This is a genomic window from Chelativorans composti, assembly GCF_039541695.1.
Taxonomy (GTDB): domain Bacteria; phylum Pseudomonadota; class Alphaproteobacteria; order Rhizobiales; family Rhizobiaceae; genus Chelativorans; species Chelativorans composti.
On record NZ_BAABGS010000075.1, the window covers coordinates 1 to 18,298 of the forward strand.

Genomic DNA, 18,298 nt, shown 5'->3' on the forward strand with positions numbered 1-18,298 from the left:
CTTCGTGACGATCTCGTCGGGCTTGTGTCGCTTGTTTGCCATTGTGGTCCTCCTTCATGGTCAAAACCATACTTCAAGGTGGACCCGTTCAATGGGGGTGGATCAAGCGGAGATGGCCCCTTTCGGGGAGACATTGTGACGGCGATCCCGGGGGGAGGTTCGGTTCCAGACTACTTAGCTATATACGTCGACAACCAAGGGTTTCATTTTACTCAATTAATCCATGATGATTATTTCAAGGCAATAAAAATGCTTTTTAATAATGGGCTATATGTTTCCTGCGCAAAGCTTCTCATGTCGTGTATTGATTCAATGGCTTATGTTGAATTCGGTGACGTCAAAGGGAATTTTGAGCGTTGGCTTGAAGAATATTCTGATCTATCTCGCTGCGGAATCACACCTGCTGAACTTTGGGAATTTAGGAATTCACTTCTCCATATGACAAATTTGAACTCACCCAAGGTTCGCCGCGGAGAAACGTCAGGAATAATACCATTCATCGGAGGAGTACAACATTTGCCAAGCATTCACCCCAGCCTTCCTAAGCCATCCAACCTGTATATACTGTTACAGGAAATTGGATCTGCAATTTGTAGATGGGGGGAGAGCTATAACCACGATAAGGATAAGCTACTGAAGTTCATCGAACGTTATGATGAAACGATTTCCGATTCTCGCATGGCCGTTTTTTCGCTAAATTCGCCATCTGAATCCTACCAGCACCGGTAGATGATGCCCGGACAAGAAAGCGAGCCATAGCTCGATACCGGTTCTCAATCCCAGAGTAGTCACACTACACAAGTGTCAGTCGCCGCAACCGACCTGATCCATCATGAATACAAATGGAGCGGGTAGCGGGAATCGAACCCGCATATTCAGCTTGGAAGGCTGCTGCTCTACCATTGAGCTATACCCGCAGCGGGATGGTGGAGGGGGCTGGATTCGAACCAGCGTAGGCATAGCCAACGGATTTACAGTCCGTCTCCTTTAACCACTCGGACACCCCTCCATGCGCTTGCTTAACAAGCACTTAACTGGAACAACCTCACGTTCTCGCAAGGCCGCTGTCCGTGATGGGCGCGTTATGGCGATCCTCGGCGCGACTGTCAACTGGGTCGTTGTGAAAAACATGCAGGCAGCGCGATTTTTCACAAGCGCCCCACTCCGTCCGGCTTCAGCCCGCGCGGACGCCTGCCGGGAAAACCCCGCGCTTTTCGCCCGCAACGCGCGCTTTTTACATAGGCGCAGCGCGGCTCCTCCGCTATAGGGGGTGCCATGACTGACGAAAAGAAGCATTCCACACCGAAGGACAGCCACTATGCGCGCCTGCGCCGCGCCTACCGCGACGGCCAGGGCAAGGGCGAATCGCGCCGCCGGCCGCGGCCGTCGATTCCCGGCGCCCCCGCACCGGAAGGGCTCGTCCGCCTTTATGGCCTCCACACCGTGCGTGCCGCGCTCGACAACCCGCGCCGCAAGATTCGCGCCATGTTCGTCACGCGCAACGCGGCCCAGCGCCTGAACCTGGCCGATCCCGATTCCCTGCCCTTTCCCGTCGATCTGGTCGAGCCCAGGGCTATCGATCTGCTGGTGGGCTCCGACGCGGTTCACCAGGGCGTGCTGATCGAAGCTGAGCCGCTGGAACCCAAGCCGCTCTCGGCCCTCGGCGACACGCCGCTGGTGCTGGTTCTTGACCAGGTCACGGACCCGCACAACGTCGGCGCGATCATGCGCTCGGCCGTGGCCTTCGGCGCCGGAGCGCTGATCACCACCGCCCGCCACAGCCCGGAGGAATCGGGTGTGCTCGCCAAGGCCGCCTCCGGCGCGCTCGAACATATCGACCACATCGAGGTGAGGAATCTGGCAGCAGCCCTCGAGGAGCTGCACGCGGTCGGCTTCTTCACCGTCGGCCTCGATTCGGAAGGGCCCGAAATCCTCGAGGAGACGCTCAGCGGCAACCGCATCGCCCTGGTGCTGGGCTCCGAAGGCAAGGGCCTGCGCCAGAAGACGCGCGAGACCGTGAAAGCCCTGGCACGCCTCGACATGCCGGGCGCGATCCGCTCCCTAAACGTCTCGAACGCTTGCGCCGTCGCCCTCTACATCGCCCGCAGCAAGCTCTCCGCAACCTGATTCCAACGCCCGCCTGGCGGCGCGATGCGCGCCCTCAGGCAACCAGTAACCAACTGCGGCGTTGTACCGGGCCCCGTGTCCCGGTTCGGGGTTGGGCATGGAGAGGATTCATGGCACCGCCGCGCTACTGGAAGGGCTATCTCAAGCTGTCGCTCGTCACCTGTGCGGTGTCGCTGACGCCGGCCACCTCGCCCGCCGAAAAGATCCGCTTCCACACACTCAACAGCGAGACCGGCAACCGCGTCCGCAGCCGCTATGTCGATGCCGAGACCGGAAAGGTCGTGGCCGACAAGGACCAGGCAAAAGGCTACGAGATCGCGGAAGGCCGCCACATCGTTCTCGAGGACGAGGAGATCGAGGCGGCAGCGCTGGAAAGCGCCCGTACCATCAACATCGAGCAGTTCGTGCCGGCGGATTCCATCGACTGGATCTGGTACGATACGCCCTATTACCTGCTGCCCGAGGACGAAGTGGCGGAGGAAGCATTTGCCGTGATCCGCGAGGCCATGAAAGCGACGGGCACTGCCGGCATCTCCCGGCTCGTTCTCGCCCGGCGGGAGCGGGCCGTGATGCTGGTGCCCGAGGACAAGGGAATCATCCTCTGGACGCTCCGCTACGGCGATGAGGTTCGCGCACCGGAGGATGTCTACGGCTCCGGCGCACCCCGCAAGGGGGAGCCGCAGCTGGTCTCGCTCATTGAGACGCTGATCAAGGACAAGACCCTGGAATGGTCGCCCTCGCTGGTAGAGGATCCGGTGCAAAACCGGCTCAAGGACATCATCGCCGAGAAGGAAAAGGGTGCGAAGAAGAAGCCATCTCGCCAGAAGAAGGATGACGAGGTTGAAGCGCCGAGTAATGTGGTGAGCATCATGGAGGCGCTGAAACGATCGATCCGCGAGGAGAAGAAGGGAAAGCGTTAGCTAAGATGTTGATTCAAGGACTTTTCAAGTCACTTGAGTCTAAGATCTTAACGCTTTGACTTATCTATAATTTTACCCCTTCCGCCCTCCTCGGCGCTTCCGATTCTCCGCAGGCAACTCTACGGCCGCCTTGCGGAAGTCCTCCCACGGATCGGACTCTCTCAGGCGCTCCGCTGCGTTGAGGACGGTGAAATGGGCCGGCCCGATATCCGGCGAAAGCTCTTCCCATGCGAGCGGCATGGAAACCGGCGCGCCCGCACGCGCCCTGCTGGAGTATGGAGCAACGGCGGTTGCCCCCCGCCCGTTGCGTAGGTAGTCGATCAGGATTTTACCCTTCCGCTTTGCCTTGGCAACTGTGGCGACGTATCGGCCCGGCTCATCCTCGGCCATGGAATCGGCAATCGCCTTGGCGAACGCCTTCACCTCGTCCCATCCGGCCTTCGGCTTGAGCGGCGCCACCACGTGGAGCCCCTTGCCCCCGGTGGTCTTGACGAAACTGGCGAGACCCTTTGCCGCGAGTCGCTCGCGCACGTCTTGCGCAGCCCGGATTACGTCCTTCCATTCGACGCCCGGCCCGGGATCGAGGTCCAGGGTGATGTAATCCGGCCTCTCCATATCCTTGAGCGTCGCGCCCCATGGATGGATCTCGAGCGCGCCCGCCTGCACCAGGCCGAGGAGACCGGCGAGCGATTTCACGGCGATGAGCGGCTCCTTATCCTCCGGATCTTCCGCAATGATGATGTCCTTGGACAGGCCCTTCCAGGGATGCTTCTGGAAGAAGCATTCACCCTCCGCGCCGTCCGGGCAGCGTAGCAGTGCGAGCGGCCGGCTGACCACGAAAGGCTCCATGCGCGGCCAGACTTGCGCGTAATATTCGGCGAGGTCCTGCTTGGTAACGCCCGCATCCTGCCAGTACACCCGGTCCGGATGCGTGAGTTTCACCTTGGGCAGCGGCACCGTCTCCTTCACGGCACGGTCCTCCGTTTCGCGGACGATCTCCCTGGACGCCTTGTCTTCGCGCAGGCCGCGGAAAGCAGCATGGCGGATGATGCCGTCCGCCGTCCATGTCTGAAAATCCACCTCCACCACCGTTTCCGGACGGACGAAGACGAGACCCCTGGCCTCCGTGGCTGAAAGCTTCCGCTTGAGCGGGCTCCTGTCAATCGCGAGCTTGGAGAGCCTGCGGTAGAGGTCCCCCGCCACCTTGCGGTTGAAGCCGGTACCGACGCGCCCGGCATAGATGAGATCATCTTTGTCGAAATACCCAAGTGCCAGCGAGCCGATGGCCCGGTTCGAGGTGGAGGAAAGCGTAAAGCCTACCACTACGAACTCCTGCCGCTGGGAGCACTTGGTCTTGAGCCAATCCTTGCTCCGGCCGCTCCCGTACGCAGACGCGACCTTCTTGGACACGATCCCTTCCAGGTCCAGACGGCAGGCGTGTTCCAGCACGGTCTTGCCGTCTTCCTCGAAATGCTCGCTGAAACGGAGCACCGGCGGCGCGCCGTGCAGGAGAAGTTGCAGCGTGCGCTTGCGTTCGGCAAGCGTTGCCGCCCTGAGGTCCATGCCGTTCACGTAGGGAAGGTCGAACAGGTAGAAAACCATGCGGTCGCTTCGCCCTTCCGAGAGGTCTGACTGAAGCTCGGCGAAGCTGGCAACGCCGCCGCCGTCCTCCACGACCACCTCGCCATCGAGAATGGCGTTCTCCACCGTCAGCGAGGCGAGCGCTTCCGCGAGCTCCTTGCCGAACCGCTTCGTCCAGTCGAGCCCTCCGCGCGTGATGAGTTTCACCTTGCCGTCACGCACCTGCGCCTGCAGGCGGTATCCGTCGAACTTGATCTCGTGCAGCCATTGGCCGCCGGAAGGGGGCTGCTTGGCAAGCGTCGCCAGCGCCGGGGGAATAAACCCCGGCCAGCGCGCCTTCTTCGCGCGCTCTGGCAGCGGAAGCTCTGGTTCCGGCTCGCGAAGCTTCCCACGCTTCGACGACCAGCCAGGCTCCTCGCCTGCCACTTCTTCGACCAGACGCCCGGTCTTTACCGACTCCGGCCGTTCCTCGAGAATGTCGGGATCGGCCTCCGTTCGCGCGGATTCGTCGTCCGCTTTGATCAGCAGCCAGTTGTCGGCCTTCTCACCCTTCCGGCGGGCCATGCGCACGAGGTGCCACTCGCCGGAAAGCTTTTCGCCCTTGAGTCGGAAATCGAGATGGCCCTTGGCATAGCCTTTCGCGACGTCGCCGACCGGTTCCCAGGTGCCGCGATCCCAGACGATGACGGTACCGCCGCCATATTCGCCCTTCGGGATCGTACCCTCGAAGGAACCGTATTCGAGCGGATGGTCCTCCACATGCACGGCGAGCCGCTTTTCGCCCGGCACCAGGCTCGGGCCGCGTGTCACGGCCCAGCTTTTCAGCACACCGTCGATTTCGAGACGCAGGTCGTAATGGAGCCTTCGCGCCACATGCTTCTGGATGACGAAGGTGGGCTCGGCCGGTGCCTTGCGCCGACGCTTGGCCCCGCGCGGCTCCGGCGTCGCCTTGAAATTGCGCTTGGCCTGATAGGTTTCGAGCGCCATTTAGCCGGCCTTCCGGCGAGACGCGGCCTGAGACTTGCTGCCGCTCGCCGCCCGTTTGCTCCCTGATGCCTTGGCGGCCTTTGCGCTTTCCCGCAGCGCATCGAGCAGGTTGACCACCTTTTCCTCGCGCTTGCGCGGCGGCACCTTGATCTCCTTACCCTCGGCCTTGGCCTTGACGAGCTCGGCAAGTGCCTGGTCGTAGCGGTCGTCGAAGCTGCGGGGATCGAATTCGCCCATCTTCGTCTCGATGATGTGCCTGGCGAGGTCGAGCATTTCACCTTCTATCTTGAGATCCGGCAGATCCCGGAAGACCTCCGAGGCGGGCCGGACTTCATAGTTGTAGTTGAGCGAGCAGGCGGCGAGCCCCGGCCCTTCGGGCCTCAGGACCAGCGTGCGCGCCCGCTTGAAGAGGATCGCCTTGCCGATGGCCGCCACCTTGCGCCGCCGCATGCCTTCACGCAGCACCGCGAAGGTTTCGCCCAGGATGCCGTCCGCGGGGGCGAGGTAATAGGGCTTGTCGAGGAAGACCGTATCCACCTCGTCGAGCGGCACGAAGCCCTCGATGCTGATCGTCTTGTCGCTTTCCGGGAGGGCAGCGGCGATCTCCTCCGGCGTGAGGATGACATAGTCCCCCTCCCCGGTCTCGTATCCCTTCACCTGATGTTCACGGTCGACCGGCTTCGACGTGTCCTCGTCGATGTACTCCCGGCTCGCCCGGTTCCCGGTCTTGCGGTTGATGATATGAAAGGAGACCCGCTTGGAGGTTGTCGCTCCCGCATAGAGCGAGACTGGAAACGCCAGCTCCGCCAGCCTGATGTAACCCTTCCACGTCGCGCGCGGCGCCATGGTACACACTCCCGTGACAAAGCGGGGAAACGCCATGGTTGCGCCGGAGGTTCCGCCAAAAACGCACGTCCGGCGGATTGTCATGTCTGATAAAAGGTTCTCCCAATTACCAATTGCGGAATTCTGTTAGCTTGCTAATCTTTGCATGTTTGAATGCCTTGCGTGGCATCGGGACCGAATTCGGCCGCTGCAGGCGGGAGTGTCTGCGGCGAAACTTCAGCGAGGGAACATGAAAGCAGCGCGCAACCTTTTTCTGAGCGCCGCCCTGGCCGCTTCCACGGCCCTGGCTGGTTGCCAGTCATCGTCCACGCCCTACGGGCATACCCGCAACCATGAGTTCGGCTGCATGGCCGGCACGGTCGGCGGCGCCATCATCGGTGGCCTGATCGGCAGCACCATCGGTTCGGGCCGCGGCTCCGTCCTGGCTACAGCGGCCGGCATCGGTGCCGGCGGCCTGATCGGCAATCGCCTTGCATGCTGATAGGAGAGATCCCCATGCGCAAGATCATCGCCGCGACTTTCACCGCTCTCCTCGTCAGCGCCGGCATGGCGTCCGCCCAGGACCTCTATGAACACCATCTCAACCACCTGGACGACAACAAGGACGGCGCCCTGACCCGGGTCGAGTACGAGGACTTCATGAACTCGACCTTCCGGGCGCTCGACACCAACAAGGACGGCTCCCTCAGCGTCGAGGAAGCTTCCAAGGTCCTGACTCAGGAGCAGATCCGGGCCGTGGACACCAACCAGAACGGCCGCATCAGCCGCCAGGAGTTCATGCGGCAGGTGATGAAGGACTTCGACGCGGCCGACAAGGACGGTGATGGCAGCCTCCGCTGACTGGCCGTACCGTCGTCTGGCTTGCAGGAACCCGCCGTCTCCGGCGGGTTTCCCATGCCGGAGTCCGGTGTTTCCCTCCACCGGAATTTTCGCGGGGGCGATGCGCGGCGTTCCGCGCGGATCCAGCGCCCCTCATCCGCATACCTGACGCAATGACAGACAAGCGGGCATAGCGGCCGAAACGCCCAGCCGTCTCAGCTCTTCGATTCAATGGAACCGGCGGCGATGTCGGACTGGTCGCTTCTATCTCCAAGCTCTTCCATCTTCTCGAGCGTGCGCACCTGTTCCAGGTCCCGCACCCTTTCGCGGCTGGCGAAGAGCGACCACACGGCGAAGAACAGTGCCGCGATCAGCGGGCCTATCACGAAGCCGTTGATGCCCAGGAGCGAGATGCCGCCCACGGTGGACACCAGCACCACGTAGTCCGGCAGGCGCGTATCCTTGCCGACGAGCGGCGGCCGCAGCAGGTTGTCAATCAGACCGATGACGAACACGCCGACGAAGAACAGGATCGCCGCGCGCAGGTAGTCGCCGGTGAGCAGCAGATAGATGGCCACTGGTCCCCAGACCAGGAACGATCCGATCGCCGGCAGCAGCGACAGCACCGACATCAGCACGCCCCACAACAGCGCCGCCTCGACGCCGAGGAACCAGAAGGTGATGCCGCCGATCGCGCCCTGCAGGACGGCGATGATGACGTTGCCCTTCACGGTGGCCTTCACCACGGTGGCGAACTTCTTGAGCACGTAGTCCGTGTGGAAGTCGTTGAGGGGGCTTGCCCGGCGGATGATGCGGGCGATCGCTGCGCCATCCCGGAACAGGAAGAACAGCACGTAGAGCATGACGCCGAGGCTGACGAACAGCTGCGCCGTGCCCTGCCCAATGCTGACCGCGCGCGACGCGATGAACTGCGCCACCTGCGTGGCATAGGTCGTCAGCTTGTTCTGAATCTGCTCCAGACTGTCGAGCTCGAAATTGCCGAGCAGGTCGACGATGTAGCTTGGAAGCGAGCTGCGGATCCGTTCGACAGCCGCCACCAGGTCGAACTGGCTGCGGCTGATGCGCACGTAGAGAGCCGTGGCCTCCTGCGCGAGAGAGGCAAGGATCAGCGTTCCGGGGATGACGACAATGCAGAGGCAGACGGTGAGCGTCAGCGCGGCCGCGAGGTTCTTGCGTCCGTTGAGATGCACGACCAGCCATCGCTGCAGCGGATGGAACAACAGCGCCAGGATCGCCGCCCACAGCAGCGCCCCGTAGAACGGGAGCAGCAGCCAGATGAAGGCGATCGTGACGAGCACGACCATGACCATGAAGCTGTTGTCCTGAACGGTACGACTCAATTGACTGCCTCCCGGGGACGGATCCCCAAAACCCCACGCGCATGATTTATGGCACAAACTCCCCTTCGCCACTATCCTGAGCGCAAAGCGTGGTGCTGGGTGTTGACAGCAACCGTCTTGTTGCGCCGGAAGGCAACGTTCCTGCGGGCACCGCCGCCCCTCGTCCGTGGACCGGGCTTTTCCCGGAGCCGGACAAGACCAACCTTTCTGTCCGCAGTGTGACACCCGAGTCCCGGCCGTCCAGGGCCCTGCGCGCCTCCCAGCGCTTGAGGGCCATGCCTAAACCGGCGTTCGGAGACACGCCTGTATCCCGGCGGCACAGGTCTGGCCTGTGAACTTGTGCCGGGGTGGAAAAGAATGGATTTTACTCCCGGGCGCTTTATGCTATCGGAGCGCGCGTGCCCTTGTAGCTCAGCTGGTAGAGCAACCGCCTTGTAAGCGGTAGGTCGCGGGTTCGAATCCTGCCGGGGGCACCATTTGCCACCGTGTATGGCCGAACATTGCCATCCGTCAGGCGGAAACCCATTACCTTGGCATTTGCGGACCAGGTTTCCCGCTCAGTACCGGATTTTCCGCTCAGTATCTGAGTTACGGCGTGGATTTTGTCACGGCTGTGGGCCAGTGCATCCTCACTGAAGAACAGCGCCGAATGATCCACTTGCGGAAATGAATATGTTCATCACCCCGACCCATTGCGATAACTCGCCTGCAATTTCGCGATTGCTCTGGGTTTTCCGCGCTTGGCTGCACTACCCGCTATGGGCCGTGATGTTTGCAGTTTCTACAATCCCATGTGTCCACGTATTCAGCACTCCGCCTCTGCCCAAATAAACCTTTCAGGATGCTGACGGTTTCACGCGCCTGGGCAGGAGGACAACGCACCGGAACACTCTCCCCTCCCGCGGGTTGGGCGGAAAAGGGAGATACCTGATGAAGAGAATCCTTGAGACTGCCGTTCCGATCCTTCTGTTCGCCCTGGCCGCGCCGTCCGCCATCGCCCAGGAAAACAGCGGCAGCAACATGTCTATCCCGGAAAGCCAGCTCAGTGCCGTTCGTGAACGTTGCGAAGAGCTTCAGGTTCAGCAGGGCGTGACGGGAAGCCAGCAGCCCGAGACTACCGAACCGGAACGCGCCACCAACCAACCGGACAGTGATGGACAGGAGGACCGCGGCGGCAGGAGCTTCGACCTGTCCGCGATCACGCTGCAGGACTGCATCGACAGCGGCATGACCGCCCAGCAACCGGCAGACTAAGAGGATCGCCCTCGCAAACTGGCTCGAACCGTCAACCGCGCACCAGGCGTTCTGCGACGAACGCCTGAACCGTGCAGGAAAGGCTGCCCCCGGCTTCCATCCGTGAACGCCGGAACAATTGACAAAGGTAATAGAGGCATCTGAAGCACCTCGTGGTTTCGGGACGTTGGAGCCTCAAGATTGCCAGCTCCATGGCAGGGCCCCATTGTGCACGGTCCCTGCAATCCACGGCAATTCATAGCGGACTGGCTCCAGGGCCCCTGTCCCCCTTTACAGGAAAGCGCTATGACCGCGCGCCCAAGCGTGGTACCAGACATGGTAACGCTTGCCGCAGGCTCCAGAACCATCCGTCGATTACGCATGAAAACGTCTCCCCTGCCCTCGACCGCTCCGACGATCGCTTTCGTGTCGGCCGACACGGACGACGCTCGCAGCGCCCTCGCCCGTCTCACCGAGATCTACGGCCAGCGACCGCCGGAAGACGCGGACGTCATTGTCGTGCTCGGCGGCGACGGCTTCATGCTGCAGACGCTGCGCGAGACCATGGGTTCGGGCAAAAGGCTCTACGGAATGAACCGCGGCACCATTGGCTTCCTCATGAACGAATATCACGAGGAAGATCTCTACCGCCGCATTGAGGAAGCGGTCCCCGAAACGATCCGTCCGCTGGAAATGCACGCCACGGACGTGAACGGCGACACGGTAAGCGCCCTGGCGATCAACGAGGTTTCGCTGTTCCGCCAGTCCTTCCAGGCGGCCAAGATCCAGATCGCCATCGACGGCAAGGTGCGGGTCGACGAGCTCATCTGCGATGGCGTGATGGTGGCGACACCGGCCGGCTCGACCGCCTACAACCTTTCAGCGCACGGGCCTATCCTGCCGCTCGACGCGCCCCTGCTCGCCCTCACGCCGGTGAGCCCCTTCCGTCCGCGGCGCTGGCGAGGCGCCTTGATTCCCAACCGCTCCACCGTTGAATTCACGGTGCTGGAACCACAGAAGCGCCCGGTCAACGCGGTAGCCGACAACCGGGAGGTCAAGTCGGTCATCACCGTGCGCGTGCATTCATCGCTCAACCACACGGCGACGCTTCTGTTCGACGCGAGCCACCCGTGGGAGGAGCGCATCGTCGCCGAACAGTTCCGCTACTGATTTTCGCGATCGGCGCCCGGAACGCATTTCTGGTATCGCCGCGGCAGGTGGATACGGAACTGTTTTTAGTCAAACTGCAACGCAGTGTTGACATTGAGCCTGCTTGGTCTTACGTCGCGCAACGGGGGTATTGCACTTTCGCCCCCGTTTGTAGGCGTATTCACGCGCAGCATTAGCACTGCAGAGAGCAAAGACGTCACTCCGTGTCAGATACAGACGTTCAGGAAATCACGCAGCAAGTTACCACCTTTGAGGAACTGGGCCTGTCGCCCAAGGTTCTTTCTGCTGTCAAGGATGCGGGATACACGACGCCCACGCCGATCCAGGCTGGCGCCATTCCGCACGTACTGGCCGGCAAGGATGTCCTCGGCATCGCCCAGACCGGAACGGGCAAGACGGCGTCGTTCGTCCTGCCGATGCTGGTGCGGCTGGAGCGTGGCCGTGCCCGCGCCCGCATGCCGCGCACGCTGATCCTCGAACCGACCCGCGAACTTGCCGCCCAGGTGGAGGAAAACTTCACCCGCTACGGCAAGAACCACCGGCTGAACATCGCCCTGCTGATCGGCGGCGTTTCGTTCGAGGACCAGGAGCGCAAGCTTGAGCGCGGGGCCGACGTGCTGATCGCCACGCCCGGCCGCCTCATCGACCATTTCGAGCGCGGCAAACTGCTGCTGACCGGCGTCGAGATCCTCGTGATCGACGAGGCGGATCGCATGCTCGACATGGGCTTCATCCCGGACATCGAGCGCATCTGCAAGCTGCTTCCGTTCACGCGGCAGACGCTGTTCTTCTCCGCGACGATGCCGCCCGAGATAACCAAGCTCACCGAGCAGTTCCTGCAGGCACCGGTCCGCATCGAAGTCGCCAAGCCCGCGACCACGAACGAGAGCATCACGCAGAAGCTCGTCAAGTCCGGCTCCAAGCCCTGGGCCAAGCGCGCGCGTCTGCGCGAGCTGATCCGCGCCGAGGGTGACGAGCTCAAGAACGCGATCATCTTCTGCAACCGCAAGACGGACGTTTCGACGCTCTTCCGTTCGCTTGTCCGCCACGAGTTCGACGCCGGCGCCCTGCATGGCGACATGGACCAGCGGTCGCGCACGACGATGCTGGAAAACTTCCGCAAGGGCAAGCTGCGCCTGCTGGTGGCTTCCGATGTCGCCGCCCGCGGCCTTGACATCCCGGACGTGAGCCATGTCTTCAACTTCGACGTGCCTGTTCACTCCGAGGACTACGTGCACCGCATCGGCCGCACGGGCCGAGGTGGCCGCACCGGCAAGGCCTTCACCATCGTCACCAAACCGGACATGAAATATGTCCAGGCCATCGAGAAGCTGATCGGCCAGCAGCTCGAATGGTATGACGGCGATCTCTCCACCCTCACCCCCGAGGATGAGGCAGAGGAGAAGCAGACCGGCAAGTCCGGCTCCCGCCGCAGGGGCAAGGATTCCCGCCAGTCGCGGCAGAAGGAGTCTCCGTCCAGGCCGGCAGAAAAGCCTGCCACGGACAAACCGGCGGAAGAAAGCGCCGCCGCGGAACCCGCCCCCGCCAGACAGGAGGGCCAGAAGGCCAGACAGCAGAAGGCCAAGGCCTCGCACGAGGCTTCAGCACCTGCAAAGGACCGCCAGCACCGCTCCGCCCAGGACCATGGCCATTCCCGGCACAGGGGTCACGAGGAGAAGGTTGTGGTCGGCTTCGGCGACTTCATTCCGGATTTCATGAAGATCCCCGGCAAGGTCTGACCGCCGGCCTTGCCTTCCAGGCGGATACGCCAAGGCCTTCCGCCTTTCTCTCTTCCCTTACATGTCGAACCGCAGGTGGAGCGCCACCTCCCCGCCCCGCGTGGTGGTGGAAACGCGGTCGGCGAACAGGCCTACGGCCACGTCGCGCAGGCCGCCGCTCATGGCGGCCTCCTCATTGCTGGTCGGGTTGAGTTCGTGGCTGGGTAGAAACAGCGGCGTACCGCGGTAGCGCAGCTCGATTTCGAGCGAATTGTCCTGCTCACGCGCGAGGATGGCCACGGGCTCCGCCATCAGCTGCCCTTCCCGCAGAAGCTCCACCACTCTTCTCTTCACATTGGCCACGCCGCGGGCAATGACCTCCTGCGTGAGTTCCCAGGCCTGGGCGTTCTTCTCCAGCGTTGCCTTGAGGTCAGTGACAGCGTCCTTCGACTGGCTCCACAGGATCGTCTGCTGCCGGTCCGTGGCGATGCGGAAGATCATGAGCAGGCCGATGGCTGCCAGCAGCCCGAGCGCGAGTCCGCTGTTGGTGACGGGGCTGAGCCACGCCGGCAGACTGGTGAAGTAGCTGGTCGAGACCATCTGCACCAGCGGGAACAGGATGCCGAGGCCGACCACGAAGGTCATGCGCGTGTCGAGCGCCTTGACCGTCATGAGCTGCAGCCCGCTCGCCAGCATGATGCAGGACGTGAAAAGCAGAAGCCCGCCCGCTACCGACAGCGGCAGCTGCAGGAATATATCCGCCACCTTCGGCATGAAGGCGAGGATCACCATCACCACTGCCGTTCCGTAGGCGATGCTGCGCGAGGTGACGCCCGTGGCGATCGACACCCCGACGAGGCTCGGCCCGATGTTCATGCCCGGCGCGCCCACCATGCCGCCGAGGGCGCAGCCGAGACCGTCCGCCAGGATGCCCTTGCGGATGCTGACGAAGTCCGGACGTGTCCAGCCCGGCTCGTTGGCGCGCTGACAGGTGGTGACCACGCCGACGGTGCGGATCGCCGCAGCCATGCCGGCGGCCATGAAGGCCGGCATCAGGCTTGGGTCCCAGTGGGCGAGCGACATGTAGGAGAGACTCGGGACCGCGAACCACGGCGAAGCCGCGATGTCGCGCATCGCATCATCTCCGAACAGCGATAGCGCGAAGGCCACGGCCACGCCCGTGACCATGCCCAGAAGCGAGCAGATGAGCCGCCACACACCCTTGCCCCATACGGCGAAGCCCGCACAGACGGCGAAGGTGAGCGCGCCCGCCATCACGTTACGGGCGAACGGCGGCGTATGCTCACCGCTCACGTCGAGCACCTGCTGCAATCCGACGATACCCAGCTCGAGCGCGATGATGGTGATGATCAGCCCGCTGATCACCGGTTGCATGATGATACGCAGGTGCCTTAGGAACCACGCAATCAGGATCTCGAACAGTCCCGCGCAGACGGTCATGCAGGCCACGGCCGGCAGCCCGCCGGCCTTCGCCGCCAGGATCGAGGGGCCCAGATAGATGGCCGAAAACACCGGCGGTGCGAAGAAGCCGGAACCCACCGGCCCGCGATGGAGAGCCTGCAGCACCGTTCCTGCCGCCGAGGCCACCATGGCCATGCTGACCACGCTTCGCGCCGTGTCGGCATCTGCCTTCGCCGCATGCACGACGATGACCACCAGCACGAGATACATCGACAGAAGAAAGGCGTACTGAAGTGACAGCAGCACGAATTGAAGCGGCGGCGGTGTCCGATCAACGCCGATCGTGATGTTGGCGGATGCCATCGGCTGCTCCCCCTCAGGCTTGCGAGCCCCAGGCGGCCAGCATCAACTGGGCCACGGCCTGGAACACAACCTTCAAGAAATGCTGAGCCAGCCTAGTAAATTCGGGAAACGGAGAAAACTGCTTTTGCAGGCGGAAAAGAGTAGCGCATCAATCAGGGCGGCGTGCCACGCTCCACGCCTCATCCTGAATCCGTGGAAGGACGAGACCAGGAAAAGGCGGCCAGCCTTCCCGATACTTCGCCCCCTCGCAAGCTCAGGTGCGCGGGGCGGGACGCAACAAGTTTGCTTGATCACTCCGCCGGATTGGCACCGGCGGCGGCACGGGCCTCTGCCAGGGCCTTGAGGTCGGCGGGCTTCAGCTCCACCGATTCGCCGCAGCCGCAGGCGGAAGACTGATTGGGATTGTTGAAGACGAATCCCGAGCGCACCCGCGTGGTCTCGAAGTCCATTTCCGTGCCGAGGAGAAACAGCGCCGCCTCGGGCGCGACATAGACATGCGCGCCATCCTTCTCGACGTGGTCGTCCTTCGGATTGGGCTCCTTCACCACATCGACCGTGTATTCCATTCCGGCACAGCCGCCCTTCTTGATGCCAAGACGGATTCCATGCGCGTTCTGCGCCTTCATGATCTGGCGCACGCGCTCCGCAGCGGCGTCGGTCATGGTGATTACCTGAAATCGGGCCATCTGCTTCTCCGTTCGCGGCGAGGTCAAGACTCGCGGAATGGGTTCCTCATGGATGTAAAATGGTCAGGCAGCGGGCAATTTGCAAGCCCGCCGGCCCTGCGCAGCTCAGTACCAGCCGACCGCGACGCGCGCTTCCTCGGACATGCGGTCCGGTGTCCACGGCGGATCGAACACCATCTTGACCTCGACATCCGCCACGCCTTCGACGGCGCCGACCGCATTCTGCACCCAGCCGGGCATCTCGCCCGCCACCGGGCAACCCGGCGCGGTGAGCGTCATTTCGATCTTCACCGTCCGGTCATCCTCGATGTCGATCCGGTAGACCAGTCCGAGCTCGTAGATGTCGGCCGGGATTTCCGGGTCGTAGACGGTCTTGAGCGCGGCGATGATATCGTCAGTCATCCGCTCCAGCTCTTCCGGCGGGATGGCGGAAACCTGCGCGCTCTTCTGCTCCGTCCCGGTTGTCGTGTTGTCATCCGTCATGGGGTCATCCGAAGAACTTGCGCGCCTCGATGAGCGCATTGGCCAGGGCGTCCACCTCGGCCCTCGTATTGTACATGGCGAAGGAGGCCCGGCATGTCGAGGTCACGCCGAAGCGCTGCAGCAACGGCTGCGCGCAATGGGTGCCCGCGCGCACCGCCACGCCGGCGCGGTCGATGATCATCGACACGTCATGGGCATGGATGCCTTCGAGTTCGAAGGAGACGATGGCCCCCTTCCCGGGCGCGTGACCGAAGATGCGCAGCGAATTGATCTCCGAGAGTCTCTGGTGCGCGTAGGCGACGAGATCGGCTTCGTGCACAACGATCTTCTCGCGGCCGATCTGCTCGATGTAGCGGAGCGATGCGGCAAGCCCGATCGCCTGCACGATCGGCGGCGTGCCAGCCTCGAACCGGTGCGGCGGCTCGTTGTAGGTGACGGTATCCACCGTGACGGTCTCGATCATCTCGCCGCCGCCCATGAACGGGCGCATCTCGTGCAACAGCTCCTCGCGGCCATACAGGAAACCGATTCCCGAAGGGCCATAGAGCTTGTGGCCGGTGCAGACGTAGAAGTCGCAGCCGAGATCCTGCACGTTGACCGGCAGGTGCACGGCTGCCTGGCTGCCGTCGACCAGCACCTTGATGCCGCGTTCATGTGCTATCCGCACGATGTCCTTGATGGGTGTCACCGTGCCGAGCATGTTCGACATGTGCGTGATGGCGACGAGCCTGGTGCGCTCGGTCAGGCACTTCTCGAAATCCTCGAGGTGGAAGCTGCCGTCGTCATGGACCGGCACGAAGACCAGCTTCGCCCCCTGCCGCTCGCGAATGAAGTGCCACGGCACGATGTTGGAATGGTGCTCCATGATGGAGAGCACGATCTCGTCGCCCTCGCCGATGCGCGGCATGCCGTAACCATAGGCAACGAGGTTGATCGCCTCCGTCGCCGAGCGGGTGAAGACGATCTCGTTCACCGACTTCGCGCCGATGAAGGCGCGCACGGTCTCCCGCGCGTTCTCGTAGGCTTCGGTGGCAGCATTGGAGAGGAAATGCAGGCCGCGGTGCACGTTCGCATATTCCTGCGTGTAGGCATGCGTCACGGCGTCGATCATCGCCTGGGGCTTCTGGGCCGAAGCGGCGTTGTCCAGATAGACGAGCGGCTTTCCGTAAACCTGGCGTGAAAGAATCGGAAAATCGCGGCGGACCGCCTCCACGTCGTAGGAAAGGTTTTCCACTTTCAGATCCATTCGGTCTCCGCATGAATGCCAAGGCGCGGCCCCGCCGCAGACGGCGGGGCCATGCCGGTTTCGTCAGGCGTGCTCGTCGAACCAGCGCGTAAGCCTGGCTTCAAGCATGTCGATGACCCGCTCGTCCTCCAGCTCCTCGATGACTTCAGCGAGGAAAGCCTTGACCAGCAAGCCGCGCGCCGACTTCTCGTCGATGCCGCGTGCCATCAGGTAGAACAGGTGGTCCTTCTCGATCTCGGTGACCGTCGCGCCGTGGCCGCAGGCCACATCGTCGGCGAAGATCTCGAGCTCGGGCTTGGTGGAGAAGCCTGCCTCGTCCGAGAGTAGCAGCGTGTTGCAGGCCATCTTGGCGTCGGTCTTCTGCGCCGCCTGCGCCACGCGGATCATGCCCTGGAACACTCCCTGGGCCCTGCCGGTCACGATGTTGCGGATCGTCTCCGTCGAATAGGTGTCCGGCGCCAGGTGATGCAGCACCATGGTGGTGTCGGAATGCTGCTCATCGGCCATCAGGTTCGCGCCGCGCAGGCGGAACTCCGAATGCTCGCCCTCCATTCGCACGCGGACCTCCTGCCGGGCGAGCTTCGCGCCCACGTTCATGACGAACAGCGTGAGCTTAGCACCGCCTGCGACGCTCGCCTTGAACTGGGCCAGATGATGGACGTTCTCCGGCTGGTCCTGCAGGACGATCCAGAGGATGTCCGCCCCTTCGCCGACCTCGAGCTCCGAGACGGAAGAGATCAGCGCCTGACCGTTGCCAGTCTGGCGCTCGATGAACACGGCCTTGGAACCGGCTCCTGCCTTCACCACGAAACGGCTGTGGACGTGACCGCCCGCATGCACGTTCTGCAGCTCGATCGGCTGCTCGATTTCCGCGCCCGCGTCGAGCGTGATGGACAGACCATCGGCGACGAAGGCGGCGTTGATCGCGCCGACCGTGTCGTCAGTTTCGGCGACCGCAAGGCGCTCGGCGAGTCCGCCGTCGGCGAGGCTGTCGGCGAGAGGCCGGACGGCAATGCCTTCGGCACCCTGCCCGGCCGCCGCCTTGCCACCCAGCACCGGCAGCACCAGCGAGCCATCGAGCAGCGGCTCGAGCACGCTCGCACCCGCCTCCTGCGCGAAGGCAGGGAGCTTGGAAAGAAGCCGGCGAAGGTCAGTGTAATGCCAGGATTCGACGCGGCGCGTGGGCAACCCGCGGCCGATCAGGTCGATGGCCGCCTTGCGCCTGGCCTGGACAGAGGGGTCGCCCGGGAGCGCCCCGCCATGCGAAGCGAAGGCGTCCAGCAGAAGCTCTTCGGCAGCCGTTCGCTGTATCTGGGTCTGGATGTTCATGGCTATC

16 protein-coding genes and 3 tRNA genes are annotated in these 18,298 nt (G+C 63.0%); 9 read left to right on the top strand and 10 right to left on the bottom strand.

Features of this window, described 5'->3' with window-relative positions; translation table 11 throughout:
* Positions 1 to 729, top strand: a 729-nt coding sequence (locus ABD906_RS15225; RefSeq protein WP_345100507.1) for a hypothetical protein, incomplete at its 5' end; no start/stop codon positions are given.
* A gap of 114 nt (positions 730 to 843) precedes the next feature.
* Here ABD906_RS15225 and ABD906_RS15230 read toward each other — a convergent pair.
* Both ABD906_RS15230 and ABD906_RS15235 read right to left on the bottom strand, forming a co-directional pair.
* Positions 844 to 917, bottom strand: a tRNA-Gly gene (locus ABD906_RS15230).
* Between the two features lie 7 nt (positions 918 to 924).
* Positions 925 to 1,009, bottom strand: a tRNA-Tyr gene (locus tag ABD906_RS15235).
* 266 nt (positions 1,010 to 1,275) lie between these two features.
* Between ABD906_RS15235 and ABD906_RS15240 the strand changes: the two genes are divergently transcribed.
* Positions 1,276 to 2,127 (top strand): TrmH family RNA methyltransferase, encoded by an 852-nt coding sequence (locus ABD906_RS15240; RefSeq protein WP_165278660.1) that lies wholly within the window; start codon positions 1,276 to 1,278, stop codon positions 2,125 to 2,127.
* Positions 2,128 to 2,237: 110 nt separating this feature from the next.
* A complete protein-coding gene (ku, locus tag ABD906_RS15245; RefSeq protein WP_165278661.1) occupies positions 2,238 to 3,047 on the top strand; it encodes a non-homologous end joining protein Ku in 810 nt (269 codons plus the stop codon).
* Between the two features lie 72 nt (positions 3,048 to 3,119).
* Here the strand turns inward: ku (ABD906_RS15245) and ligD are convergent, their stop codons facing one another.
* A complete protein-coding gene (gene ligD, locus ABD906_RS15250; protein WP_345100510.1) occupies positions 3,120 to 5,615 on the bottom strand; it encodes a DNA ligase D in 2,496 nt (831 codons plus the stop codon).
* On the bottom strand, positions 5,616 to 6,461 hold the full coding sequence (gene ku, locus ABD906_RS15255) for a non-homologous end joining protein Ku (protein WP_345100511.1): 846 nt from the start codon (positions 6,459 to 6,461) through the stop codon (positions 5,616 to 5,618). It abuts the gene before it with no gap.
* Positions 6,462 to 6,690: 229 nt separating this feature from the next.
* Between ku (ABD906_RS15255) and ABD906_RS15260 the strand changes: the two genes are divergently transcribed.
* Together ABD906_RS15260 and ABD906_RS15265 are read left to right on the top strand one after the other, a co-directional pair.
* Positions 6,691 to 6,942, top strand: a complete 252-nt coding sequence (locus tag ABD906_RS15260; protein ID WP_165278664.1) for a hypothetical protein — start codon at positions 6,691 to 6,693, stop codon at positions 6,940 to 6,942.
* A 14-nt stretch (positions 6,943 to 6,956) separates the two neighbouring features.
* Entirely contained in the window at positions 6,957 to 7,301 is a 345-nt protein-coding gene (locus ABD906_RS15265; RefSeq protein WP_345100513.1) for an EF-hand domain-containing protein, read from the top strand.
* Positions 7,302 to 7,495: 194 nt separating this feature from the next.
* Here the strand turns inward: ABD906_RS15265 and ABD906_RS15270 are convergent, their stop codons facing one another.
* A complete protein-coding gene (locus ABD906_RS15270) occupies positions 7,496 to 8,611 on the bottom strand; it encodes an AI-2E family transporter (RefSeq protein ID WP_165278821.1) in 1,116 nt (371 codons plus the stop codon).
* Positions 8,612 to 9,041: 430 nt separating this feature from the next.
* On the opposite strand from ABD906_RS15270, the gene ABD906_RS15275 reads away from it, so the two are divergent.
* The 4 genes from ABD906_RS15275 (at position 9,042) to ABD906_RS15290 (ending at position 12,783) form a co-directional block, all read left to right on the top strand.
* Positions 9,042 to 9,117, top strand: a tRNA-Thr gene (locus ABD906_RS15275).
* A gap of 454 nt (positions 9,118 to 9,571) precedes the next feature.
* Entirely contained in the window at positions 9,572 to 9,895 is a 324-nt protein-coding gene (locus ABD906_RS15280; protein WP_345100515.1) for a hypothetical protein, read from the top strand.
* A gap of 360 nt (positions 9,896 to 10,255) precedes the next feature.
* The gene (locus ABD906_RS15285; RefSeq protein WP_165278667.1) at positions 10,256 to 11,044 is read left to right on the top strand and encodes an NAD kinase; all 789 of its coding nucleotides are present in this window, start codon (positions 10,256 to 10,258) and stop codon (positions 11,042 to 11,044) included.
* A gap of 203 nt (positions 11,045 to 11,247) precedes the next feature.
* A complete protein-coding gene (locus tag ABD906_RS15290) occupies positions 11,248 to 12,783 on the top strand; it encodes a DEAD/DEAH box helicase (RefSeq protein ID WP_345100517.1) in 1,536 nt (511 codons plus the stop codon).
* Positions 12,784 to 12,840: 57 nt separating this feature from the next.
* Here the strand turns inward: ABD906_RS15290 and ABD906_RS15295 are convergent, their stop codons facing one another.
* The 5 genes from ABD906_RS15295 to sufD all read right to left on the bottom strand — a co-directional run bounded on the left by ABD906_RS15295 (position 12,841) and on the right by sufD (position 18,291).
* Positions 12,841 to 14,547, bottom strand: a complete 1,707-nt coding sequence (locus tag ABD906_RS15295) for a uracil-xanthine permease family protein (RefSeq protein ID WP_345100519.1) — start codon at positions 14,545 to 14,547, stop codon at positions 12,841 to 12,843.
* 290 nt (positions 14,548 to 14,837) lie between these two features.
* Positions 14,838 to 15,233 (bottom strand): Fe-S cluster assembly scaffold SufA, encoded by a 396-nt coding sequence (gene sufA, locus ABD906_RS15300; RefSeq protein ID WP_165278669.1) that lies wholly within the window; start codon positions 15,231 to 15,233, stop codon positions 14,838 to 14,840.
* A gap of 105 nt (positions 15,234 to 15,338) precedes the next feature.
* Complete coding sequence (locus ABD906_RS15305; RefSeq protein ID WP_165278670.1) at positions 15,339 to 15,716, bottom strand: SUF system Fe-S cluster assembly protein; 378 nt, start codon at positions 15,714 to 15,716, stop codon at positions 15,339 to 15,341.
* A gap of 4 nt (positions 15,717 to 15,720) precedes the next feature.
* Positions 15,721 to 16,962 (bottom strand): cysteine desulfurase, encoded by a 1,242-nt coding sequence (locus ABD906_RS15310; protein WP_345100522.1) that lies wholly within the window; start codon positions 16,960 to 16,962, stop codon positions 15,721 to 15,723.
* A 63-nt stretch (positions 16,963 to 17,025) separates the two neighbouring features.
* Positions 17,026 to 18,291: a Fe-S cluster assembly protein SufD gene (sufD, locus tag ABD906_RS15315; protein WP_165278672.1), complete on the bottom strand. Its 1,266-nt coding sequence runs from the start codon at positions 18,289 to 18,291 to the stop codon at positions 17,026 to 17,028.
* Positions 18,292 to 18,298 lie beyond the last annotated feature (7 nt).

Excerpts from the sequence above, each read along its gene's own strand:
- ABD906_RS15240 (WP_165278660.1), top strand. The coding sequence starts at position 1,276 with ATGACTGACGAAAAGAAGCATTCCACACCGAAGGACAGCCACTATGCG.
- ku (WP_165278661.1), top strand. The coding sequence starts at position 2,238 with ATGGCACCGCCGCGCTACTGGAAGGGCTATCTCAAGCTGTCGCTCGTC.
- ligD (WP_345100510.1), bottom strand. The coding sequence starts at position 5,615 with ATGGCGCTCGAAACCTATCAGGCCAAGCGCAATTTCAAGGCGACGCCG.
- ku (WP_345100511.1), bottom strand. The coding sequence starts at position 6,461 with ATGGCGCCGCGCGCGACGTGGAAGGGTTACATCAGGCTGGCGGAGCTG.
- ABD906_RS15260 (WP_165278664.1), top strand. The coding sequence starts at position 6,691 with ATGAAAGCAGCGCGCAACCTTTTTCTGAGCGCCGCCCTGGCCGCTTCC.
- ABD906_RS15265 (WP_345100513.1), top strand. The coding sequence starts at position 6,957 with ATGCGCAAGATCATCGCCGCGACTTTCACCGCTCTCCTCGTCAGCGCC.
- ABD906_RS15270 (WP_165278821.1), bottom strand. The coding sequence starts at position 8,611 with ATGGTCATGGTCGTGCTCGTCACGATCGCCTTCATCTGGCTGCTGCTC.
- ABD906_RS15280 (WP_345100515.1), top strand. The coding sequence starts at position 9,572 with ATGAAGAGAATCCTTGAGACTGCCGTTCCGATCCTTCTGTTCGCCCTG.
- ABD906_RS15285 (WP_165278667.1), top strand. The coding sequence starts at position 10,256 with ATGAAAACGTCTCCCCTGCCCTCGACCGCTCCGACGATCGCTTTCGTG.
- ABD906_RS15295 (WP_345100519.1), bottom strand. The coding sequence starts at position 14,547 with ATGGCATCCGCCAACATCACGATCGGCGTTGATCGGACACCGCCGCCG.
- sufA (WP_165278669.1), bottom strand. The coding sequence starts at position 15,233 with ATGGCCCGATTTCAGGTAATCACCATGACCGACGCCGCTGCGGAGCGC.
- ABD906_RS15305 (WP_165278670.1), bottom strand. The coding sequence starts at position 15,716 with ATGACGGATGACAACACGACAACCGGGACGGAGCAGAAGAGCGCGCAG.
- ABD906_RS15310 (WP_345100522.1), bottom strand. The coding sequence starts at position 16,962 with ATGGATCTGAAAGTGGAAAACCTTTCCTACGACGTGGAGGCGGTCCGC.
- sufD (WP_165278672.1), bottom strand. The coding sequence starts at position 18,291 with ATGAACATCCAGACCCAGATACAGCGAACGGCTGCCGAAGAGCTTCTG.